General features: G+C 73.7%; 17 protein-coding genes. 3 read left to right on the forward strand and 14 right to left on the reverse strand.

Going from position 1 to position 16,230, the window contains the following annotated elements:
• Window positions 1–213: 213 nt before the first annotated feature.
• Window positions 214–798: an RNA polymerase sigma factor ShbA gene (shbA, locus tag ABZ495_RS09480; protein WP_329492134.1), complete on the reverse strand. Its 585-nt coding sequence runs from the start codon at window positions 796–798 to the stop codon at window positions 214–216.
• Between the two features lie 500 nt (window positions 799–1,298).
• Entirely contained in the window at window positions 1,299–1,910 is a 612-nt protein-coding gene (locus ABZ495_RS09485; protein WP_014136228.1) for a response regulator transcription factor, read from the reverse strand.
• A 559-nt stretch (window positions 1,911–2,469) separates the two neighbouring features.
• Here ABZ495_RS09485 and ABZ495_RS09490 point away from each other — a divergent pair.
• Window positions 2,470–2,796: a WhiB family transcriptional regulator gene (locus ABZ495_RS09490; protein ID WP_329488083.1), complete on the forward strand. Its 327-nt coding sequence runs from the start codon at window positions 2,470–2,472 to the stop codon at window positions 2,794–2,796.
• Window positions 2,797–2,875: 79 nt separating this feature from the next.
• Here the strand turns inward: ABZ495_RS09490 and ABZ495_RS09495 are convergent, their stop codons facing one another.
• The 3 genes from ABZ495_RS09495 to groES form a co-directional block, all read right to left on the reverse strand.
• On the reverse strand, window positions 2,876–3,895 hold the full coding sequence (locus ABZ495_RS09495; RefSeq protein ID WP_359835104.1) for a LysR family transcriptional regulator: 1,020 nt from the start codon (window positions 3,893–3,895) through the stop codon (window positions 2,876–2,878).
• 132 nt (window positions 3,896–4,027) lie between these two features.
• Window positions 4,028–5,656, reverse strand: coding sequence for a chaperonin GroEL (gene groL / locus ABZ495_RS09500; protein ID WP_329488086.1), 1,629 nt, complete (start codon window positions 5,654–5,656; stop codon window positions 4,028–4,030).
• 132 nt (window positions 5,657–5,788) lie between these two features.
• A complete protein-coding gene (groES, locus tag ABZ495_RS09505) occupies window positions 5,789–6,094 on the reverse strand; it encodes a co-chaperone GroES (RefSeq protein WP_014136232.1) in 306 nt (101 codons plus the stop codon).
• Between the two features lie 369 nt (window positions 6,095–6,463).
• Here groES and ABZ495_RS09510 point away from each other — a divergent pair, with 369 nt between their 5' ends.
• Window positions 6,464–7,639 carry a class I SAM-dependent methyltransferase gene (locus ABZ495_RS09510; protein WP_359835106.1) on the forward strand — a complete coding sequence of 392 codons (1,176 nt, stop codon included), beginning with the start codon at window positions 6,464–6,466 and terminating at the stop codon, window positions 7,637–7,639.
• 12 nt (window positions 7,640–7,651) lie between these two features.
• On the opposite strand, the gene ABZ495_RS09515 is transcribed toward ABZ495_RS09510, so the two are convergent.
• From ABZ495_RS09515 to tsaB, 5 genes are all read right to left on the reverse strand, one after another.
• Entirely contained in the window at window positions 7,652–8,590 is a 939-nt protein-coding gene (locus ABZ495_RS09515; RefSeq protein ID WP_359835108.1) for a polysaccharide deacetylase family protein, read from the reverse strand.
• 60 nt (window positions 8,591–8,650) lie between these two features.
• Window positions 8,651–9,004 carry a hypothetical protein gene (locus ABZ495_RS09520; RefSeq protein ID WP_359835110.1) on the reverse strand — a complete coding sequence of 118 codons (354 nt, stop codon included), beginning with the start codon at window positions 9,002–9,004 and terminating at the stop codon, window positions 8,651–8,653.
• Window positions 9,001–10,089, reverse strand: a complete 1,089-nt coding sequence (gene tsaD / locus ABZ495_RS09525) for a tRNA (adenosine(37)-N6)-threonylcarbamoyltransferase complex transferase subunit TsaD (RefSeq protein WP_329488090.1) — start codon at window positions 10,087–10,089, stop codon at window positions 9,001–9,003. The genes ABZ495_RS09520 and tsaD overlap by 4 nt, the downstream gene beginning before the upstream one ends.
• The gene (rimI, locus tag ABZ495_RS09530; protein ID WP_359803671.1) at window positions 10,082–10,561 is read right to left on the reverse strand and encodes a ribosomal protein S18-alanine N-acetyltransferase; all 480 of its coding nucleotides are present in this window, start codon (window positions 10,559–10,561) and stop codon (window positions 10,082–10,084) included. The genes tsaD and rimI overlap by 8 nt, the downstream gene beginning before the upstream one ends.
• Before the next feature lie 80 nt (window positions 10,562–10,641).
• A complete protein-coding gene (tsaB, locus tag ABZ495_RS09535; RefSeq protein WP_329488092.1) occupies window positions 10,642–11,298 on the reverse strand; it encodes a tRNA (adenosine(37)-N6)-threonylcarbamoyltransferase complex dimerization subunit type 1 TsaB in 657 nt (218 codons plus the stop codon).
• Between the two features lie 174 nt (window positions 11,299–11,472).
• Here tsaB and ABZ495_RS09540 point away from each other — a divergent pair, with 174 nt between their 5' ends.
• Complete coding sequence (locus tag ABZ495_RS09540; protein ID WP_329492136.1) at window positions 11,473–12,045, forward strand: hypothetical protein; 573 nt, start codon at window positions 11,473–11,475, stop codon at window positions 12,043–12,045.
• 92 nt (window positions 12,046–12,137) lie between these two features.
• Here ABZ495_RS09540 and ABZ495_RS09545 read toward each other — a convergent pair whose 3' ends face one another.
• The 4 genes from ABZ495_RS09545 to alr form a co-directional block, all read right to left on the reverse strand.
• Window positions 12,138–12,335: a hypothetical protein gene (locus ABZ495_RS09545; RefSeq protein ID WP_359835112.1), complete on the reverse strand. Its 198-nt coding sequence runs from the start codon at window positions 12,333–12,335 to the stop codon at window positions 12,138–12,140.
• Window positions 12,336–12,506: 171 nt separating this feature from the next.
• On the reverse strand, window positions 12,507–13,004 hold the full coding sequence (gene tsaE, locus ABZ495_RS09550; RefSeq protein ID WP_352291294.1) for a tRNA (adenosine(37)-N6)-threonylcarbamoyltransferase complex ATPase subunit type 1 TsaE: 498 nt from the start codon (window positions 13,002–13,004) through the stop codon (window positions 12,507–12,509).
• A 103-nt stretch (window positions 13,005–13,107) separates the two neighbouring features.
• Entirely contained in the window at window positions 13,108–14,589 is a 1,482-nt protein-coding gene (locus ABZ495_RS09555; RefSeq protein WP_359803502.1) for an alpha/beta hydrolase, read from the reverse strand.
• Window positions 14,586–15,842 carry an alanine racemase gene (alr, locus tag ABZ495_RS09560; RefSeq protein WP_359803500.1) on the reverse strand — a complete coding sequence of 419 codons (1,257 nt, stop codon included), beginning with the start codon at window positions 15,840–15,842 and terminating at the stop codon, window positions 14,586–14,588. Before alr ends, ABZ495_RS09555 begins: the two co-directional genes overlap by 4 nt.
• Between the last annotated feature and the right edge of the window lie 388 nt (window positions 15,843–16,230).

Genomic DNA, 16,230 nt, shown 5'->3' on the forward strand with positions numbered 1-16,230 from the left:
TGGGGGCGCACTCCATCGCTCACTCGCTCAGGCCGCCGAAAGCTCGGTGCCATTGGAGGAACCTCCAGGGAAACCCCGCTCGCACCCACGGAACTTTGGCGACCCGCCCAGGCGCCGATACCCCATGGTACTGGCACCGCGAATGTGTCCTCGTGTGCCCTTGACAACACCGACCGCCCATGGGCCATTCCAGCCCCCCACCAGGGCGGACGATCAGGAGGACTCCTCCGCGAGCGCCCGCAGCCGGCTGAGCGCCCGGTGCTGGGCGACCCGGACCGCGCCGGGCGACATCCCGAGCATCTCGCCGGTCTCCTCCGCCGACAGCCCGGCGGCCACCCGCAGCAGCACCAGCTCACGCTGACGGGCCGGCAGGTTGGAGAGCAGCTCCTTGGCCCAGGCCGCGTCGCTGCTGAGCAGCGCCCGCTCCTCGGGGCCGAGCGCCTCGTCCGGCACCTCCGGCAGGTCGTCCTGCGGGACGACCGTCGAGCCGGGGCCGCGCATCGCGGCCCGCTGCAGATCGGCGATCTTGTGCGCGGCGATGCCGTAGACGAAGGCCTCGAACGGGCGGCCCTGATCCCGGTAGCGCGGCAGTGCGCAGAGCACCGCGACGCAGACCTCCTGGGCGACGTCGTCCACGTGGTGCCGGGCCCCGCCCGGCAGCCGGACCAGCCGGCCGCGGCAGTAGCGCAGTGCCAGCGGGTGGACGTAGGCGAGCAGCGCGTCGATCGCCGGGCCCTCGCCCCGGACGGCGGCCGCGACCAGCTCGCCGACCAACGGGGAGCTGCCGGTGCCGAGCACCGGGGGGCGGCCGGGGCCGATGTCGTCGGGGCCGTGTTCGGGGCCCTGGTCGGAGCCGTGGTCCGGCTCGCCGCCACCGAGATCCGCGTACGACGGACCGCGGCCCGGACCGGAGGGCTCGGCCTCCACCGGGTCAGCCTCGCCGGGAGTACCGGCAACGTCGTCACGCATCGGTCCATGGTGCCTGGTCGAACGGGAAAACGCGGCACCGCGTCCGGAGTTGTGCACCGGAACGTTATGCGGTGCGACGCCGGGCACCGCGCCGTCGCGCACCACCGGCCCCTCCTGCACCGTGCCACCTCCCGCCCCGCTGCCGTCGGTGGTCCCGTCCGTCGCGCCGTCCGCCGAATGCGCCGCGGCTCCGTGGTTCGCCGCAGTGCCTGTCCGCTGGTCCCCGAGGTGCTCCACACCTCCATGGTGCAACCTCGGGACCGTAACGTCACACGCCCCTGCGGGGGGAACCGCGACGAGCGCGCCGCAGCCGGCGGAGCCGGCGGTGGTCAGCGGACCAGGCCCCACCGGAAGCCCAGGGCCACCGCGTGCGCGCGGTCCGAGGCGCCGAGCTTCTTGAACAGCCGTCGGGCGTGGGTCTTCACGGTGTCCTCGGAGAGGAAGAGCTCGCGGCCGATCTCGGCGTTGCTGCGGCCGTGGCTCATGCCCTCCAGCACCTGGATCTCACGCGCCGTCAGCGTCGGCGCGGCGCCCATGTCGGGGCTGCGCAGCCGGCGCGGGGCGAGCCGCCAGGTCGGGTCGGCGAGGGCCTGGGTGACGGTCGCCCGCAGCTCGGCGCGCGAGGCGTCCTTGTGCAGGTACCCGCGGGCACCGGCGGCCACCGCGAGGGCGACGCCGTCGAGGTCCTCGGCGACGGTGAGCATGATGATCCGCGCGCCCGGGTCGGCGGACAGCAGCCGCCGGACCGTCTCGACCCCGCCGAGGCCGGGCATCCGGACGTCCATCAGAACGAGATCGGAGCGGTCGGCCACCCAGCGGCGGAGGACCTCCTCCCCGTTCGTCGCGGTGGTGACCCGGTCGACGCCGGGTACGGTCGCGACCGCGCGGCGAAGCGCCTCGCGGGCGAGCGGGGAATCGTCGCAAACGAGAACGGAAGTCATGACCGTCGTCCTCCGCAGCTGATCCGCGTCACGTTGAGCCTCCTGGCTGGTACGAATCTCTCCGACACGGCCGATTGGCGACGGACTCCGTGCCGATCGCCTGAACTTCCCCGCGATCGTTCCCGACGTCCGGCGCCCGCTAACCGCCTCCGCACTTCCAACGACCGTCACTCGAATGAGTTACGGCTTTCAGGGCCATCTCCACCACTGTACGTGGCCAACCCGTTACCGATCAGCTACCTCGCGGTGCACACGCCGCTCTTTTGTGCAGCTCGCGCGCGGTGGGCGCACCACCCGCACACCGGTACGGATCGTCGCGCGCCCGTCGGCCACCCGATTGCCACGTCTGCGCCCGCCGAACTCCATGCCCACTTTGCCCGCTTTTATAGCTTTTGTATGGTCATTGACTGTTGTGCCACTCTGTGGGTGACTTGTCCATGGAGTTGCCGTAAGTCATATTTCCAGGTGTCCACACCAGCGCATCGATGCCTCGCCGTGCCGTGCAGCCCCGCCCGCCGATGGCCGGTCCGCGGCCGCGAGCCTCTGAAGGGAATGAGCCATGGCAGATTTCTCCCGCCTCCCCGGCCCCAACGCCGATCTCTGGGACTGGCAGCTCTCCGCGGCCTGCCGCGGCGTGGACAGCTCGCTCTTCTTCCACCCCGAAGGGGAGCGCGGCGCCGCGCGGAGTTCGCGTGAGGCGAGCGCCAAGGAGGTCTGCATGCGCTGCCCGGTACGCACCGAATGCGCGGCGCACGCACTGGCCGTCCGCGAGCCGTACGGCGTCTGGGGAGGCCTGACCGAGGATGAGCGCGAGGAGATGATGGGCCGCTCGCGCAACCGCCTCGTGGAAGTACCGCTGGTCGCGCCGACGGGGCTGCCGCGCTAGGCACGCACCCGCTCCGCGCCATGAAGAAACGTTTCTTCATGGCGCTTCGAGCCGCCGGTGCGCCCGGGCGAACGCCCGGTCAGCGCCCGGCCGCCGCGCCCGCCAGCCGCTCCAGCATCAGCGCCACCGCCGGCACCTCGGCGAGGTCCGGCAGGGTCAGGGCGACCACCTGCCGCACCGCCGGCGCCCCCGAGGCGGTCCGCACCGGCACCGCCGACACGCCGTCGGGGCGCACCGACTCCAGCGCCAGCCCCGGGAGCACCGCCACCCCGAGCCCGGCCGCCACCAGGCCGACCACCGCCGGGTAGTCGTCGGTCGCGAAGTCGATCCGGGGCTCGAAGCCCGCCCCCGCGCAGAGTTCCACCAGGTGCCCCCGGCACTGCGGGCAGCCCGCGATCCACTGCTCCCCCGCCAGTTCGGCGAGTTCCACCGGCCCGCGCCCGTCGCCGCGCCCCGACAGCGGGTGCGCGGCGGGCAGCAGGCCGACCATCGGGTCGTCGAGCAACGGGGTGACCACCAGGTCGGACCAGTCGGTGGTGGCGCTGAGCTGCTGGGCCTCCAGATTGGCCTCGGCCCGCGCCTCGCGCGGCGTGCCGTGCCCGGGAGCGGACGCCGGAAGGGGCGTCGGCGCGCCGCCGGGGGCCTGCGGATACCTGAAGGCCAGCGCGATCTCGCACTCGCCGCCGCGCAGCATCGCCAGCGACTCCGGCGGTTCGGCCTCGACCAGCGACACGCGCACCCCCGGATGGCTGTCCCGCAGCCGGGCGACGGCCGGCGGCACCAGGGTGGAACTCGCGGTGGGGAAGGAGACCAGCCGCACCCGCCCGGCCCGCAGTCCGGCGATCGCCGCGACCTCCTCCTCGGCGGCGGAGAGCCCGGCCAGGATGCCGGTGGCATGCTTGAGGAGCACCCGCCCGGCCTCGCTCAGCTGCATGCCGCGCCCCGAACGGACCACCAGCGGGGTGTCGACGGACTTCTCCAGGGCCTTCATCTGCTGGCTGATGGCGGGCTGCGTACAGCCCAGCTCACGAGCGGCGGCGGAGAAGGAGCCGGTGCGGGCGACGGCACGCAGAACGCGCAGGTGGCGGGCCTCGATCATGCCTTAGTTATAAGGCAATCTTTGCTTTATGCAAAATTCAACTGATAGTTGAAGAGTCAAACGCCCCACACGCCGCAGGCCCGGCCCGTACCCCGAGGGGCGCGGACCGGGCCTGCGGTCACTGATCAGGCGTCAGTGGGAGTGGCCGTGGCCGCCGTGCGAGTGGCCGTTGTCGGCCTCCTCTTCCTTCTTCTCCACCACGAGGGTCTCGGTGGTGAGCAGCAGGGAGGCGATCGACGCGGCGTTCTCCAGCGCGGAGCGGGTGACCTTGACCGGGTCGATGACGCCGGCCTTCAGCAGGTCGCCGTACTCACCGGTGGCGGCGTTGAAGCCGTGACCGGCCTCCAGCTCGGCGACCTTGTGGGTGATGACGTAGCCCTCGAGGCCGGCGTTCTGGGCGATCCAGCGCAGCGGCTCGGCGAGCGCCTTGCGGACGACCGCGACACCGGTCGCCTCGTCGCCCGACAGGCCCAGGCCGCCCTCCAGCACCTTGGCGGCGTGGACGAGGGAGGCGCCACCGCCGGCGACGATGCCCTCCTCGACCGCGGCACGGGTCGCCGAGATGGCGTCCTCCAGGCGGTGCTTGCGCTCCTTCAGCTCCACCTCGGTGGCGGCGCCGACCTTGATGACGCAGACGCCGCCGGCCAGCTTGGCCAGGCGCTCCTGCAGCTTCTCGCGGTCCCAGTCGGAGTCCGTGTTGGCGATCTCGCCCTTGATCTGGGCGACGCGGCCGGCGACGGCCTCGCTGTCACCGGCACCGTCGACGACGGTGGTCTCGTCCTTGGTGATGGTCACGCGGCGGGCGGTGCCCAGCACGTCCAGACCGGCCTGGTCGAGCTTGAGGCCGACCTCCTCGGAGATGACGGTGGCGCCGGTCAGGGTGGCCAGGTCGCCCAGGATCGCCTTGCGGCGGTCACCGAAACCCGGGGCCTTGACGGCGACCGCGTTGAAGGTGCCGCGGATCTTGTTCACCACGAGGGTGGACAGCGCCTCGCCGTCGACGTCCTCGGCGATGATCAGCAGCGGCTTCGAGGCGCCGCCCTGCAGGATCTTCTCCAGCAGCGGGAGCAGCTCCTGGATGGAGGAGATCTTGCCCTGGTTGATCAGGATGTACGGGTCCTCCAGGACCGCCTCCTGCCGCTCCGCGTCGGTGACGAAGTACGGCGACAGGTAACCCTTGTCGAACTGCATGCCCTCGGTGAAGTCCAGCTCCACGCCGAAGGTGTTGGACTCCTCGACGGTGATGACACCGTCCTTGCCGACCTTGTCGATCGCCTCGGCGATGAGCTCGCCGACCTGGGTGTCCTGCGCGGAGAGGGACGCGACGGCGGCGACGTCGTCCTTGCCCTCGATCTCGCGGGCGATGGACAGCAGGTGCTCGGAGACCGCGGCGACGGCCTTGTCGATGCCCTTCTTCAGGGCGGCCGGGCCGGCGCCCGCGGCGACGTTGCGCAGACCCTCGTTGACCAGGGCCTGGGCCAGCACGGTGGCGGTGGTGGTGCCGTCGCCCGCGACGTCGTTGGTCTTGGTGGCGACCTCCTTGACGAGCTGCGCGCCAAGGTTCTCGTACGGGTCGTCGAGCTCGACCTCACGGGCGATGGTGACACCGTCGTTGGTGATGGTCGGCGCACCGAACTTCTTGTCGATGACGACGTTGCGGCCCTTGGGGCCGATGGTCACCTTGACGGTGTCGGCCAGCTTGTTGACACCGCGCTCCAGCGAGCGGCGGGCGTCCTCGTCGAACTGCAGGATCTTCGCCATGTTCCCTATTCCCTCGGGGCTGCGACCGGCACGCCGGCCACCGGACTACGTGAACCAACAACCACGCCCCGGGCCCCTGTCACTGGGACACGGATCCGGGGCGGGCTGGAACGTCTTACTTCTCGGTGCTGCTTACTTCTCGATGATGGCGAGAACGTCGCGCGCCGAGAGGACGAGGTACTCCTCGCCCTGGTACTTCACCTCGGTGCCGCCGTACTTCGAGTACAGGACGATGTCACCGACGGCGACGTCGAGCGGCAGACGCTGGCCGTCCTCGAAGCGGCCCGGGCCGACAGCCAGGACGACGCCCTCCTGGGGCTTCTCCTTGGCGGTGTCCGGGATAACCAGGCCGGAGGCCGTGGTGGTCTCGGCGTCGAGCGGCTGGACCACGATGCGGTCCTCGAGCGGCTTGATGGCAACCTTGCTGCTGGTGGTCACGTCCGAGCTCCCCTTCGGAGATTACGGGGTTGTCTAACGGGTAGTGGCGAACCTACGGGCCTGCCGTCGCGGGGGTCAGACACGCTTCTTCGCGTTAGCACTCTCCTGGTGGAGAGTGCCAAGGACGACCATAGGCCGCGGTTAGCACTCAGTCAACCAGAGTGCCAACGGCGCGCCCGAAACGGTTCTCGCGGGCGGCTGCCGGGCCGCACTCCCGTACGACGCCGCCGATGATCCGCACCCGTGTGCGCCCGATCAGGGCCCACTCCACCAGTGCGGTCGCCCCTCCGCCCCGGTCCGGTCCGGTCCGTCCACCCCGGGCGGGCCGGCCCCGGGCTGCCCGGCGCGCCGACCGGGGAGAATGAGCGGGTGGAGACCGAGAACCTGCAGCCCCTGCTGACCCCCGAGGGGCAGTCCCTGCTCGCCGAGCTGCGCGAGTTCGCGCCCGAGGAGGAGCTGGCGCTGGCGACCAGGCTGCGCCGGGAGCACCCGGCGGAGCTGGTCTCGGCGGCGTTCGGGCAGGCCCGGCTGCGGCAGCGGGCGCGGGCGAAGTTCGGCGCGGACGCCGACCTGATGTACTTCACGCCCAACGGCGTCGAGCAGTCCACCCGGCGCAGCGTCGCCGAGTGGCGGGCACGGCGCTTCGCCGAGCTGGGCGTGCGGCGGCTGGCCGACCTCTGCTGCGGGATCGGCGGCGACGTCCTCGCGCTGGCCCGGGCCGGGATCGAGGTGCTCGCCGTGGACCGGGACCCGGCGGCCTGCGCGGCCACCGCCGCCAACGCCGCCGCACTGGGCCTGGCGGACCTGGTCGAGGTGCGCTGCGCGGACGTCGCCGACGTCGACGTCACCGGCTACGACGCGGTCTTCACCGACCCGGCCCGCCGCACCTCGCGCGGCCGGGTGTTCGACCCCGAGGCGTACGCCCCGCCGCTGTCCTGGGCGATCGAGGCCGGCCGGCGCACCCCGATCGGCGCGCTCAAGGTGGCCCCCGGCATCCCGCACACGGCCGTGCCGGGCGATGCGGAGGCCGAGTGGGTCTCCGACCACGGCGACGTCAAGGAGGCGGTGCTCTGGTTCGGCACCGGGGCCGACCGCCCGCACCGCGCCACCCTGCTGCCGCACGGCGACTCGCTGACCGGCGGCGACCTGCCCGACCCGCCGGCCGGACCGGTCGGCCGCTACCTCTACGAGCCGGACGGCGCGGTGATCCGGGCCCACCTGGTCGCCGAGGTGGCCGAGCGGGTGCACGGCCGGCTGATCGACCCGAAGATCGCCTACCTCACCTCGGACCGGCTGGTCGCCACCCCGTACGCGCACGCCTTCGAGCTGACCGACGTGCTGCCGTTCCACATCAAGAAGCTGAAGGCGCTGCTGCGCGAGCGGGCCGTCGGCACCGTGGTGATCAAGAAGCGGGGGATGGCGATCACCCCGGAGGAGCTGCGCCGCCAGCTGAAGCCGAGCGGGCCGAACAGCGTCACCGTGATCCTCTGCCGCACCGACCAGGGCCCGCTGATGATGCTCGGCCGGCCGGTGGCGCTCCCGTAGGCGGACTCCCGGTCAGCCGGCGGGCGGCCGGATGTAGTCCTCCAGCCGGGCCACCGCGAAACCCTGCTCCTGGATGCGGGCCAGCAGCTCCCCGAACATCTGCGTCATCGTCTCGCCCTTGAGGTCCTTGGGCCCCCGGAAGTGGGCGAGGACGATGTCGCCGGGCCGCAGCTTCTTGTCCGCCGCCTGGTACTGCATGTCGTGGATCTGCATCGACTCGCGCCAGAGCACGATCGCGCGCGGCCCGCACTGCTGCACCGAGGTGTTCAGCGCCGGGGTGTTGGCGCCGTCCCCGTACGGCGGGCGGAACAGCAGCGGCGCGGTGCCGTACTGCTGGGTCAGCGCGGACTGGGCGTCGCAGATCTCGGACTTCTGCTTCTCCGGCGCGACCTTGCTCATCTGGGCGTGGTCGACGGTGTGGTTGTGGATGTGGTTGCCGAGCGCCTGGAGCGGCTTGAAGTAGCCGTAGTTGTCCTTGACGATGTCCCGGGTCAGGAACATCGAGACCGGCACCTTGAGGTCGGTCAGCATCTCGACGAACTTCGGGTCCTTCTCGGCGCCGTCGTCGATGGTGACGAAGACGACCTTGTCGGTGGTCTTCACCTCGCTGAACACCGGTACGGGGCCGGTCCGTTCGAGCTTGACCGGCTTGTCGGCCGGCGCCGGCGGGGCGGGCGGCAGCGGCTTGAGGTTCCACTTCGCCCAGGCCGCCGCGTCCCCGGCGGCGGGCACCGCGGCGGGCGTCGCCGTGGGCGTCGGACTCGCCGCGGCGGACGGCCGCTGCCCGGCCGCCGGCGGCGTCGCGGCGGTCGCCGCGGGCCCGGCGCCCGTGCCGCCGCTGCCACAGCCGGTGGCGGCGGCCAGCAGTGCCAGCGCCCCCACCGCGTACGTCCTCGTCCTGCCCCGCCCGTACCGCTCCACCGCGCCGCGCTCCCAGCTACCGTCCAGCATGCTCTCAGCTATGCACGGTAGTGGCCGGCCGTTCGGTTCCCGGACAGGCCCGGCAGCTCGCTACTCCGGGTCCGCCCCGGACGCCGGGTTCGCGCAGGTCTCCGGACCCGCCCCGGTCTCCGGGTGCTCGCTGGACTCCGGGGGCTCGCTGGACTCCAGGTGCTCGCTGGCGAAGGACCAGCGGTGCACCGGGCGGCCGATCAGCGCGGCGGGCGGCTCGGGGACGGGCACCGGCTCCGCCGTCCACCAGGTGATCAGCAGCACCCGGTCGCCCGGCGCACCGAACAGCTCGGCGCGGACCAGACCGGCCGAGCCGCGCAGCGCGGGCAGCGCGACCTCGCGGACCCAGGCCGACAGCTCGGCCCCGCGGCCGTCGGCGGCCCGCGCCTCCCACATCGCGGCGGTGGTGGTCACCGACCGCCGCCCAGCGCCTGGTACGCCTGGCCGTGCACGTCCGTGTGCGGGACGTGCACCTCGGTGACGGGCAGCGAGGAGTCGGCCGACAGGTCGAAGGACGAGGGCGCGCGGTCGCGCCAGACCATCTCGGACCCCAGCGCGGCGACCATCGCGCCGTTGTCGGTGCACAGGCCCGGACGCGGCACCCGCAGCCGGATGCCCGCCTTGTCGCAGCGCTGCTGGGCCATCTCGCGCAGCCGGGAGTTGGCCGCCACGCCACCGCCGATCATCAGGTGGTCGACGCCGTTCTCCTTGCAGGCCTTGACCGCCTTGCGGGTCAGCACATCGGTCACCGCCTCCTGGAACGAGGCCGCGACGTCCGCGATCGGCACCTCCTCGCCGGCCCGGCGCTTGGCCTCCACCCAGCGGGCGACGGCGGTCTTCAGGCCGGAGAACGAGAAGTCGTACGCCGGGTCCTTCGGGCCGCTCAGGCCCCGGGGGAAGGCGATCGCCTTGGGGTCGCCCTCACGGGCGGTGCGGTCGACCACCGGACCGCCGGGGAAGCCGAGGCCGAGCACCCGGGCGACCTTGTCGAAGGCCTCGCCGGCCGCGTCGTCGATGGTCGCGCCGAGCGGGCGGACGTCACGGGTGATGTCCTCGCTGAGCAGCAGCGAGGAGTGCCCGCCGGAGACCAGCAGGGCCATCGTCGGCGAGGGCAGGCGGCCGTGCTCCAGCTGGTCCACGCAGATGTGCGAGGCCAGGTGGTTGACCCCGTAGAGCGGCTTGTCCAGCGCCCAGGCGTAGGCCTTGGCCGCGCTCACGCCGACGAGCAGCGCACCCGCCAGGCCGGGGCCCGCGGTGACGGCGATGCCGTCGAGGTCGCTCGCCTTGATGCCGGCGGTGTCCAGGGCGCGCTGGATGGTCGGGACCATCGCCTCCAGGTGCGCGCGGCTGGCGATCTCGGGCACCACACCGCCGAACCGGGCGTGGTCGTTGACGCTGGAGGCCACCGCGTCGGCGAGCAGGGTGGTGCCGCGCACGATGCCGACGCCGGTCTCGTCGCAGGAGGTCTCGATACCGAGGACGAGCGGTTCGTCAGCCATGGCGGTCTTCCTTCAGGTCCTTCGGGTCAGTACTGGGGTGGTCGAGGCGCATCACCAGCGCGTCGATGCCGGCCGGCTGGTAGTAGTTGCGCCGGATGCCGACGGGTTCGAAGCCGAAGCGCTCGTAGAGCCGCTGGGCGCGCGGGTTGTCCACCCGCACCTCCAGCAGCAGTTCCGCGCAGTCGCGCCGGGCGGCCTCCCGGATCAGGTCGGTGAGCAGCAGCGCGCCGAGGCCGGTGCCCTGGTGCCGCGTGTCGACGGCGATGGTCTGCACATCGCCCTCGCCGGCCACCGCCATCAGCCCGGCGTAGCCGACGACCGCGCCGTCCGGGGTGGTGGCCACGGTGTAGTGGCGGGTGCCGCCGCGATGGGCCTCGGCCAGCTCGGACCAGTACATCCCGGTCGACCAGGCGTCCTCGGGGAAGAGCGCCAGCTCCAGCTCCATCACCGGCGCGATGTCCCACCAGCGCATCGGGCGCAGCGTGGTGCTGTGGCCCGGTCCGTCGGGGCCGTGGCCTGGTCGGCCGGGGCCGGTCACGCCGTTCGGGCCGGTCACGCCGGGAGCACCGCCTTGTAGCCGGCGGGCACCTGGGCGTCCGGGCGGCGCAGGTACAGCGGCACGTTGGGCAGCAGCTCGCGCCCGGCGGCCAGCTCGGCGGCGGCGAAGTCGGCCAGCGCGCCGGCCGAGACGTGCTCGGGTCCGTGCGCGCCGGGGAAGGCCTCCGGGTACAGCAGCGCACCGGCACCGACGGCCCGCGGCCGCGGCGTCAGCTCGGCCGGGCGGTCCACGGCGGGGCCCTCGGCGCGACGGCCGTCCGCGTCGTACGAGGCCCAGTAGACCTCCTTGCGGCGCGCGTCGGTGGCCACCGTGAACGGCTGCCCGGCGAGGCCCTCGGCGCGCGCCCGGTGGGCGATCGCGTCCAGGGTGCAGACGCCGTGCACCGGGACGCCCAGCGCGTGGCCGAGCGCGGCGGCGGTCACCAGGCCGACCCGCAGGCCCGTGTAGGGGCCGGGGCCGACGCCCACCGCGATGCCGGTCAGCCGGTGCTTGTCGACACCGGCCTCCCGCAGCACCCGGTCGATGGCGGGGAGGAGCAGTTCACCGTGGCGCCTGGCGTCGACCTGGTCGGTCTCGGCGAGGACGGCCGTGCCGTCGTGGACGGCGGCGGTGACGGCAGGGGTAGCGGTGTCGAACGCGAGCAGCAGCACGGGTCAAGGTTAGACCGGTCGGAGCCGTGGACCGCCTCCGGTCCTGGTCCGCCCGATCGACAAGGTGTCCTGGTTCGGAACACACGTCCTACGGGGTGCGGGCGGGAACGAGCGGACCTGGCACGATGGGGCCGACGGGTTTTGGGACGGCGGTGGGAGCGACACGTGGCGAAGATGGGTCCTGGAGTGGTGGTCACGGGGCTGACCCTGGGGGCCCTGGCGGTGGTGAGCCTGCTGGCCTTCCAGGCCAACGGCGCACAGGACCGCGCAGGCGCCACCGGGCCGACCGCGAGCACCACCGCCTCGTCCGGCGGACCGTCCGCGTCGGCCACCCCGACCGCCTCGGCCACCCCGACCGTCCCCGCGCTCCCGACCACCTCGGGCGCCGGTCTGCGGGTCGTCTACTCGGCCGGCAGCCACTACGTCTGGCTGGTCGACCCCAAGAAGAACCCGCAGGTGGTGGCCTCCTTCGCGGTCACCCCGGGATCGGTGGAGCCGACCCCCGGCAGCTACCCGGTGTACAGCCGGGCCGCCACCAGCACGGGCACGGACGGACGGCAGATCGAGCACGTGGTGCGCTTCGCCCAGCAGAACGGCGTGGTGTTCGGCTTCAGCGCGGCCGTGGACGGCGCCACCCCCGCCGCCGACCCGAAGACCAAGACCGGCGGGATCCGCAGCGGTCGGGCGGAGGGGCAGCTGCTCTGGGACTTCGCGCCGAGCGGCACCAAGGTCGTCGTGATCGCCTGAGGACGCGCGACCCGCAGGCCGGGCCGGGGGGCGGCGGGCCCGAGGCGGTATCCGGCTCGGGTGCGGCCCCGGTTCGGGGCGGGTGCCGAGTGTCAGGCCGCGCGGGGCGTGTCGGCCACCGGTTCGGCCGGTGCCGTGCTCTCCCGGCGCTCCGGCGGAGTGGAGACCGCCTCCGCGGCCGCACACGCGGCCAGCAGGGCCCGCATCGGCGCGCCCTGGACGCTGCGGGCGGGCTCTCCGGCCCCGGTACCACGCGGCGCGCGCTCCGGGGCGGGGGTGGTGCTCGACATGGCGCCTCCCTAGTTAGGCAGACCTAACCGCGACACCCATCCCATCACGCCCGGCACCCCGCCCGCAACACTTTGCCGACAGCCTGTCGGCAACCGTCGGTGTCGGCCCGTGCCCGCGGGTATTCACTTGTGTCGGCCGACGGGCGTCCGTGCCCGCCGGCGCTCGTCGGCTCAGGCCAGCGCGGCCAGCTCCACCCCGGTCCAGCGCGACCCGATCCCGTTCAGCAGCACCCGGCGCGGATCCAGATCGTCGTCGTCCGCCTCGGCGCCGATGGCGCGCTCGATCCGGACCTCCAGCCGGCTCTCGGCGAGCCGTTCGACCTTGCCCTCGCCCCACTCGACCACGACCACCGACTCCGGCAGCGAGACGTCCAGGTCGAGGTCCTCCATCTCGTCCAGGTCCCCGCCCAGCCGGTACGCGTCCACGTGCACCAGCGCCGGGCCGCCGACCAGCGACGGGTGCACCCGGGCGATCACGAAGGTCGGCGAGGTGACCGCCCCGCGCACCTGGAGGCCCTCCCCCAGGCCCCGGGTGAGCGTGGTCTTCCCGGCCCCCAGCTCCCCCGAGAGCAGCACCAGGTCCCCCGGCCGCAGCAGCGCGGCCAGCTCCCGGCCGAGTCGGCCCATCCGCTCGGGAGTGGCGACGGTGAGAGTGGCGTGCGAGCCCATGCGCGATTCAAGCCCTTCGATCCGTACTGCGGCGCACCGACCGCCGGGCGCCTCCGCTACGGTGCCACATCCCCGGCCGGGCGTGCGCCGGTGGCCCGGGCCGCTACGGCGTCTCGCCCACCGAGGAGGGCAGCGGCGCCGCGCCGCGGTAGTCGACCGCCTGTTTGAGCAGCGCGACCAGCCGCTGGTCGACGAGGTCCGGGCGCTCCAGCATCACCAGGTGCCCGGCGTCCTCCACCAGGAGCAGCTCGGCACCGGGCAGCTGCTCGGCCATCGCCTCGCTGTGCGCGGGCGGGGTCAGCAGGTCCTTGGTGCCGGCGAGCACCAGGGTGGGGATGCCTCGCAGGGCCGCCAGCGCGGCGGTCTTCTCGTGCGCGCCGAACACCGGGTAGAACTCGGCCACCACGTCGATCGGCGTGGCGTCGAGCAACTGTTCGGCGAACCGCACCACGCCCGGGTCGACGTCCTTCCCCCCGAAGGAGAACTTCCGGTAGAAGACGGCGCTGACGTCCGCGCCGAGCCGCCGGGTGGCCTCGACGAGCTCGACCTGGCGGCCGAGCAGCTTCATCACGCCGGGTGCGACCTTCTTGAACAGCTTGGCGCCGACCGCCGGCAGACCGAGCGTCACGGCCTCCCAGTCCCCCGCCAGCGTGCCGATCAGCGCGACCCCGGCGACCCGTTCCCGGAACAGCTCCGGCTCCTGGTCGGCGAGCGCCATCACCGTCATCCCACCCATCGAGTGGCCGACCAGGACCAGCGGGCCGGTCGGCGCGACGGCGTCGATCACCGCCTTGAGGTCCCCGCCCAGCTGGTCGATGCTCGCGAGTTCACCGGCCAGGAACGAGCGGGAGCGCTCGGACCGGCCGTGGCTGCGCTGGTCCCAGAAGACCAGGCGCATGCCCTCGCGCAGCGCGGCCCGCTGGAAGTGCCAGCTGTCCTGGTTGAGGCAGTAGCCGTGGCAGAACACCACGGTCAGCGGTTCGCGCCGCCCGACGGCGGCGGCGGGGCCGAGGCCCGAGCGCCGGCCGGCCCGCACCAGCGCGCCGGAGCCGCCCAGCAGACCGGGCAGCCCGCTCCGGTCGACCGGTCCGTCGCCGGTGCCGGTAGCGGTGCCGGCGCCAGAGCCGGTAGCGGTGCCGGGGCCGTCCGTCCGGCGGCGGACGAACCAGCCGCGGCGGGCGGCGGCACTGGTACCGGGGGCCGGGCCTGGGCGTGGGGCTGCGACGACCTCGTCGTCCGGGCGTTCTTCCGGGTGCTCTTCCGCGTCCTCCTCGGGCCGGACGCTGACGGGCTCGGGCCAGCCGGTGCCGTCCAGCTCGACGTACAGCTCGGTGCCGTCGGCGGCGGTCACCGTGCACGGGCGCCCGCGGAGCGAGCCGTACGGGGCGTTGGCGTCCAGCTCCGCGCGGGCCCGGCGGCGGGTGGCCCGGCCGACGGTCAGCCGCTCGATCGCCACACCGGCGGCCGCGCCGGCCGCGACCACGCCGACCGAGATCCCGATCAGACCGGCCCGGCTCACCCCGGAGGCCGCACCGGCCGCCTTGGCCACCGCCGCGACCGGACCGGAGCCGGCCTCCTCGCTCATACGCTCGCGCCCTCGGTCGCCGCGCCCGCCGTCGGCACGCCCTCGGCGGCAGGGGCGTCGGCCGTCGGGGCCTCGGCGGTCGCGCCCAGGTAGCGGCGCGGCACCCGGGCACCGATCCGGGTCACGATCTCGTAGGAGATGGTGCCGCAGGCCCGGCCCCAGTCCTCGGCGGTCGGCTCGCCCTGCTCGCCGTTGCCGAACAGCAGCACCTCGTCGCCGACCGCGGGGGTGTCGCCGCCGAGGTCGACGACGAACTGGTCCATCGCCACCCGACCGGCCACCGTGCGCCACTTGCCCGCGATCTGCACCGGGCCGGTGCCGCTGGCGTGCCGGGGGATGCCGTCGCTGTAGCCCACCGGCACCAGACCCAGGGTGGTCGGGCCGGGCGTGGTGTAGTGGTGGCCGTAACTGACGCCGTGCCCGCCGGGCACCTGCTTGACCAGGGCCAGCCGGGCGGTCAGCGCCATCACCGGGCGCAGCCCGAAGTCGGCCGGCGAGCCGACCTCCGGGACGGGCGAGAGCCCGTACATCGCCAGGCCGGTACGGACCAGGTCGTAGTGCGACTGCGGGAGCAGCAGGGTGGCCGGGGAGTTGGCGAGGTGCCGCACCGCGGGGCGCAGCCCGGCCGCCTCCGCGTACGCGAGCGCCTCGCGGAACGCGTCCAGCTGGGCCTGGATGGACGGGTGGCCGGGCTCGTCCGCCGCCGCGAAGTGCGACCAGACGCCGACCACCGTGAGCAGGCCCTCGGCCTCGGCGCGGCGCGCCGCGCCGACCAGCTCCGGCCAGTCGTGCGGCTGGCAGCCGTTGCGGCCGAGGCCGGTGTCGGCCTTCAGGTGCACCCGGGCCGGGACACCGGTCGCGCGGACGGCGGCGAGCAGCTCGTCCAGCGCCCACTGGGCGCTGACGGAGACGTCGATGTCGGCGAGCAGCGCCTCGCGCCAGGGGCCGCCCGGCGTCCAGAGCCAGCAGAGGATGCGGGCCTGGTCGGGGCGGATCCCGGCGGCGCGCAGAGCCAGCGCCTCCTGCGGGAGGGCGGTGCCGAGCCAGCCGACGCCTGCGGCGACCGCCTCGCGGGCACAGCGGACCGCGCCGTGGCCGTAGGCGTCCGCCTTGACCGTGGCCATCACCGTGGCGGCGCCGACGCGCTCGCGCAACGCGGCGAGGTTGCCGCGCAGGGCGGCCAGATCGATGGTCGCCTCAGCCCGTACGCCGTCGGTGAGAGTGGCCGTGCCGGTCGTGTTCGCAGTTGTCATCAGGGTCAGTCTCCCAGACGTCTCATGGTCCTCGCCGAACGGCCCGTCGGCGCGGCGGCCCGGCCCCCACCCGCCGACCCGCCCCTACACCCCGCCACCTCGTCCCCGACGCCCCCGAAGCACCACCGGTTCCCGCCGGGGCCGGAGCACCCGCGGCACCCGCGGCACCGGGGAGCGGGCGCCGCCGGGGCGGCCGGGGCTGGGCCAGGCGTGGGAGCAGGAAGTCGGCCCGGCCGACTTCCTGCTCCTGCTCTTTCTCCGCCCGGCCCCTCCGGGCTCCGCCGTGCTCCGACCGGACCCGCCGCCGGGGGCAGGAATATGTAGACCGGTCTACCTTTTGGCCCTCGTTCTTCAATTCACCGCACAGGAAGTCGGCCCGACCGACTTC

The sequence above is a fragment of the Kitasatospora sp. NPDC005748 genome (assembly GCF_040630735.1).
GTDB lineage: Bacteria > Actinomycetota > Actinomycetes > Streptomycetales > Streptomycetaceae > Kitasatospora.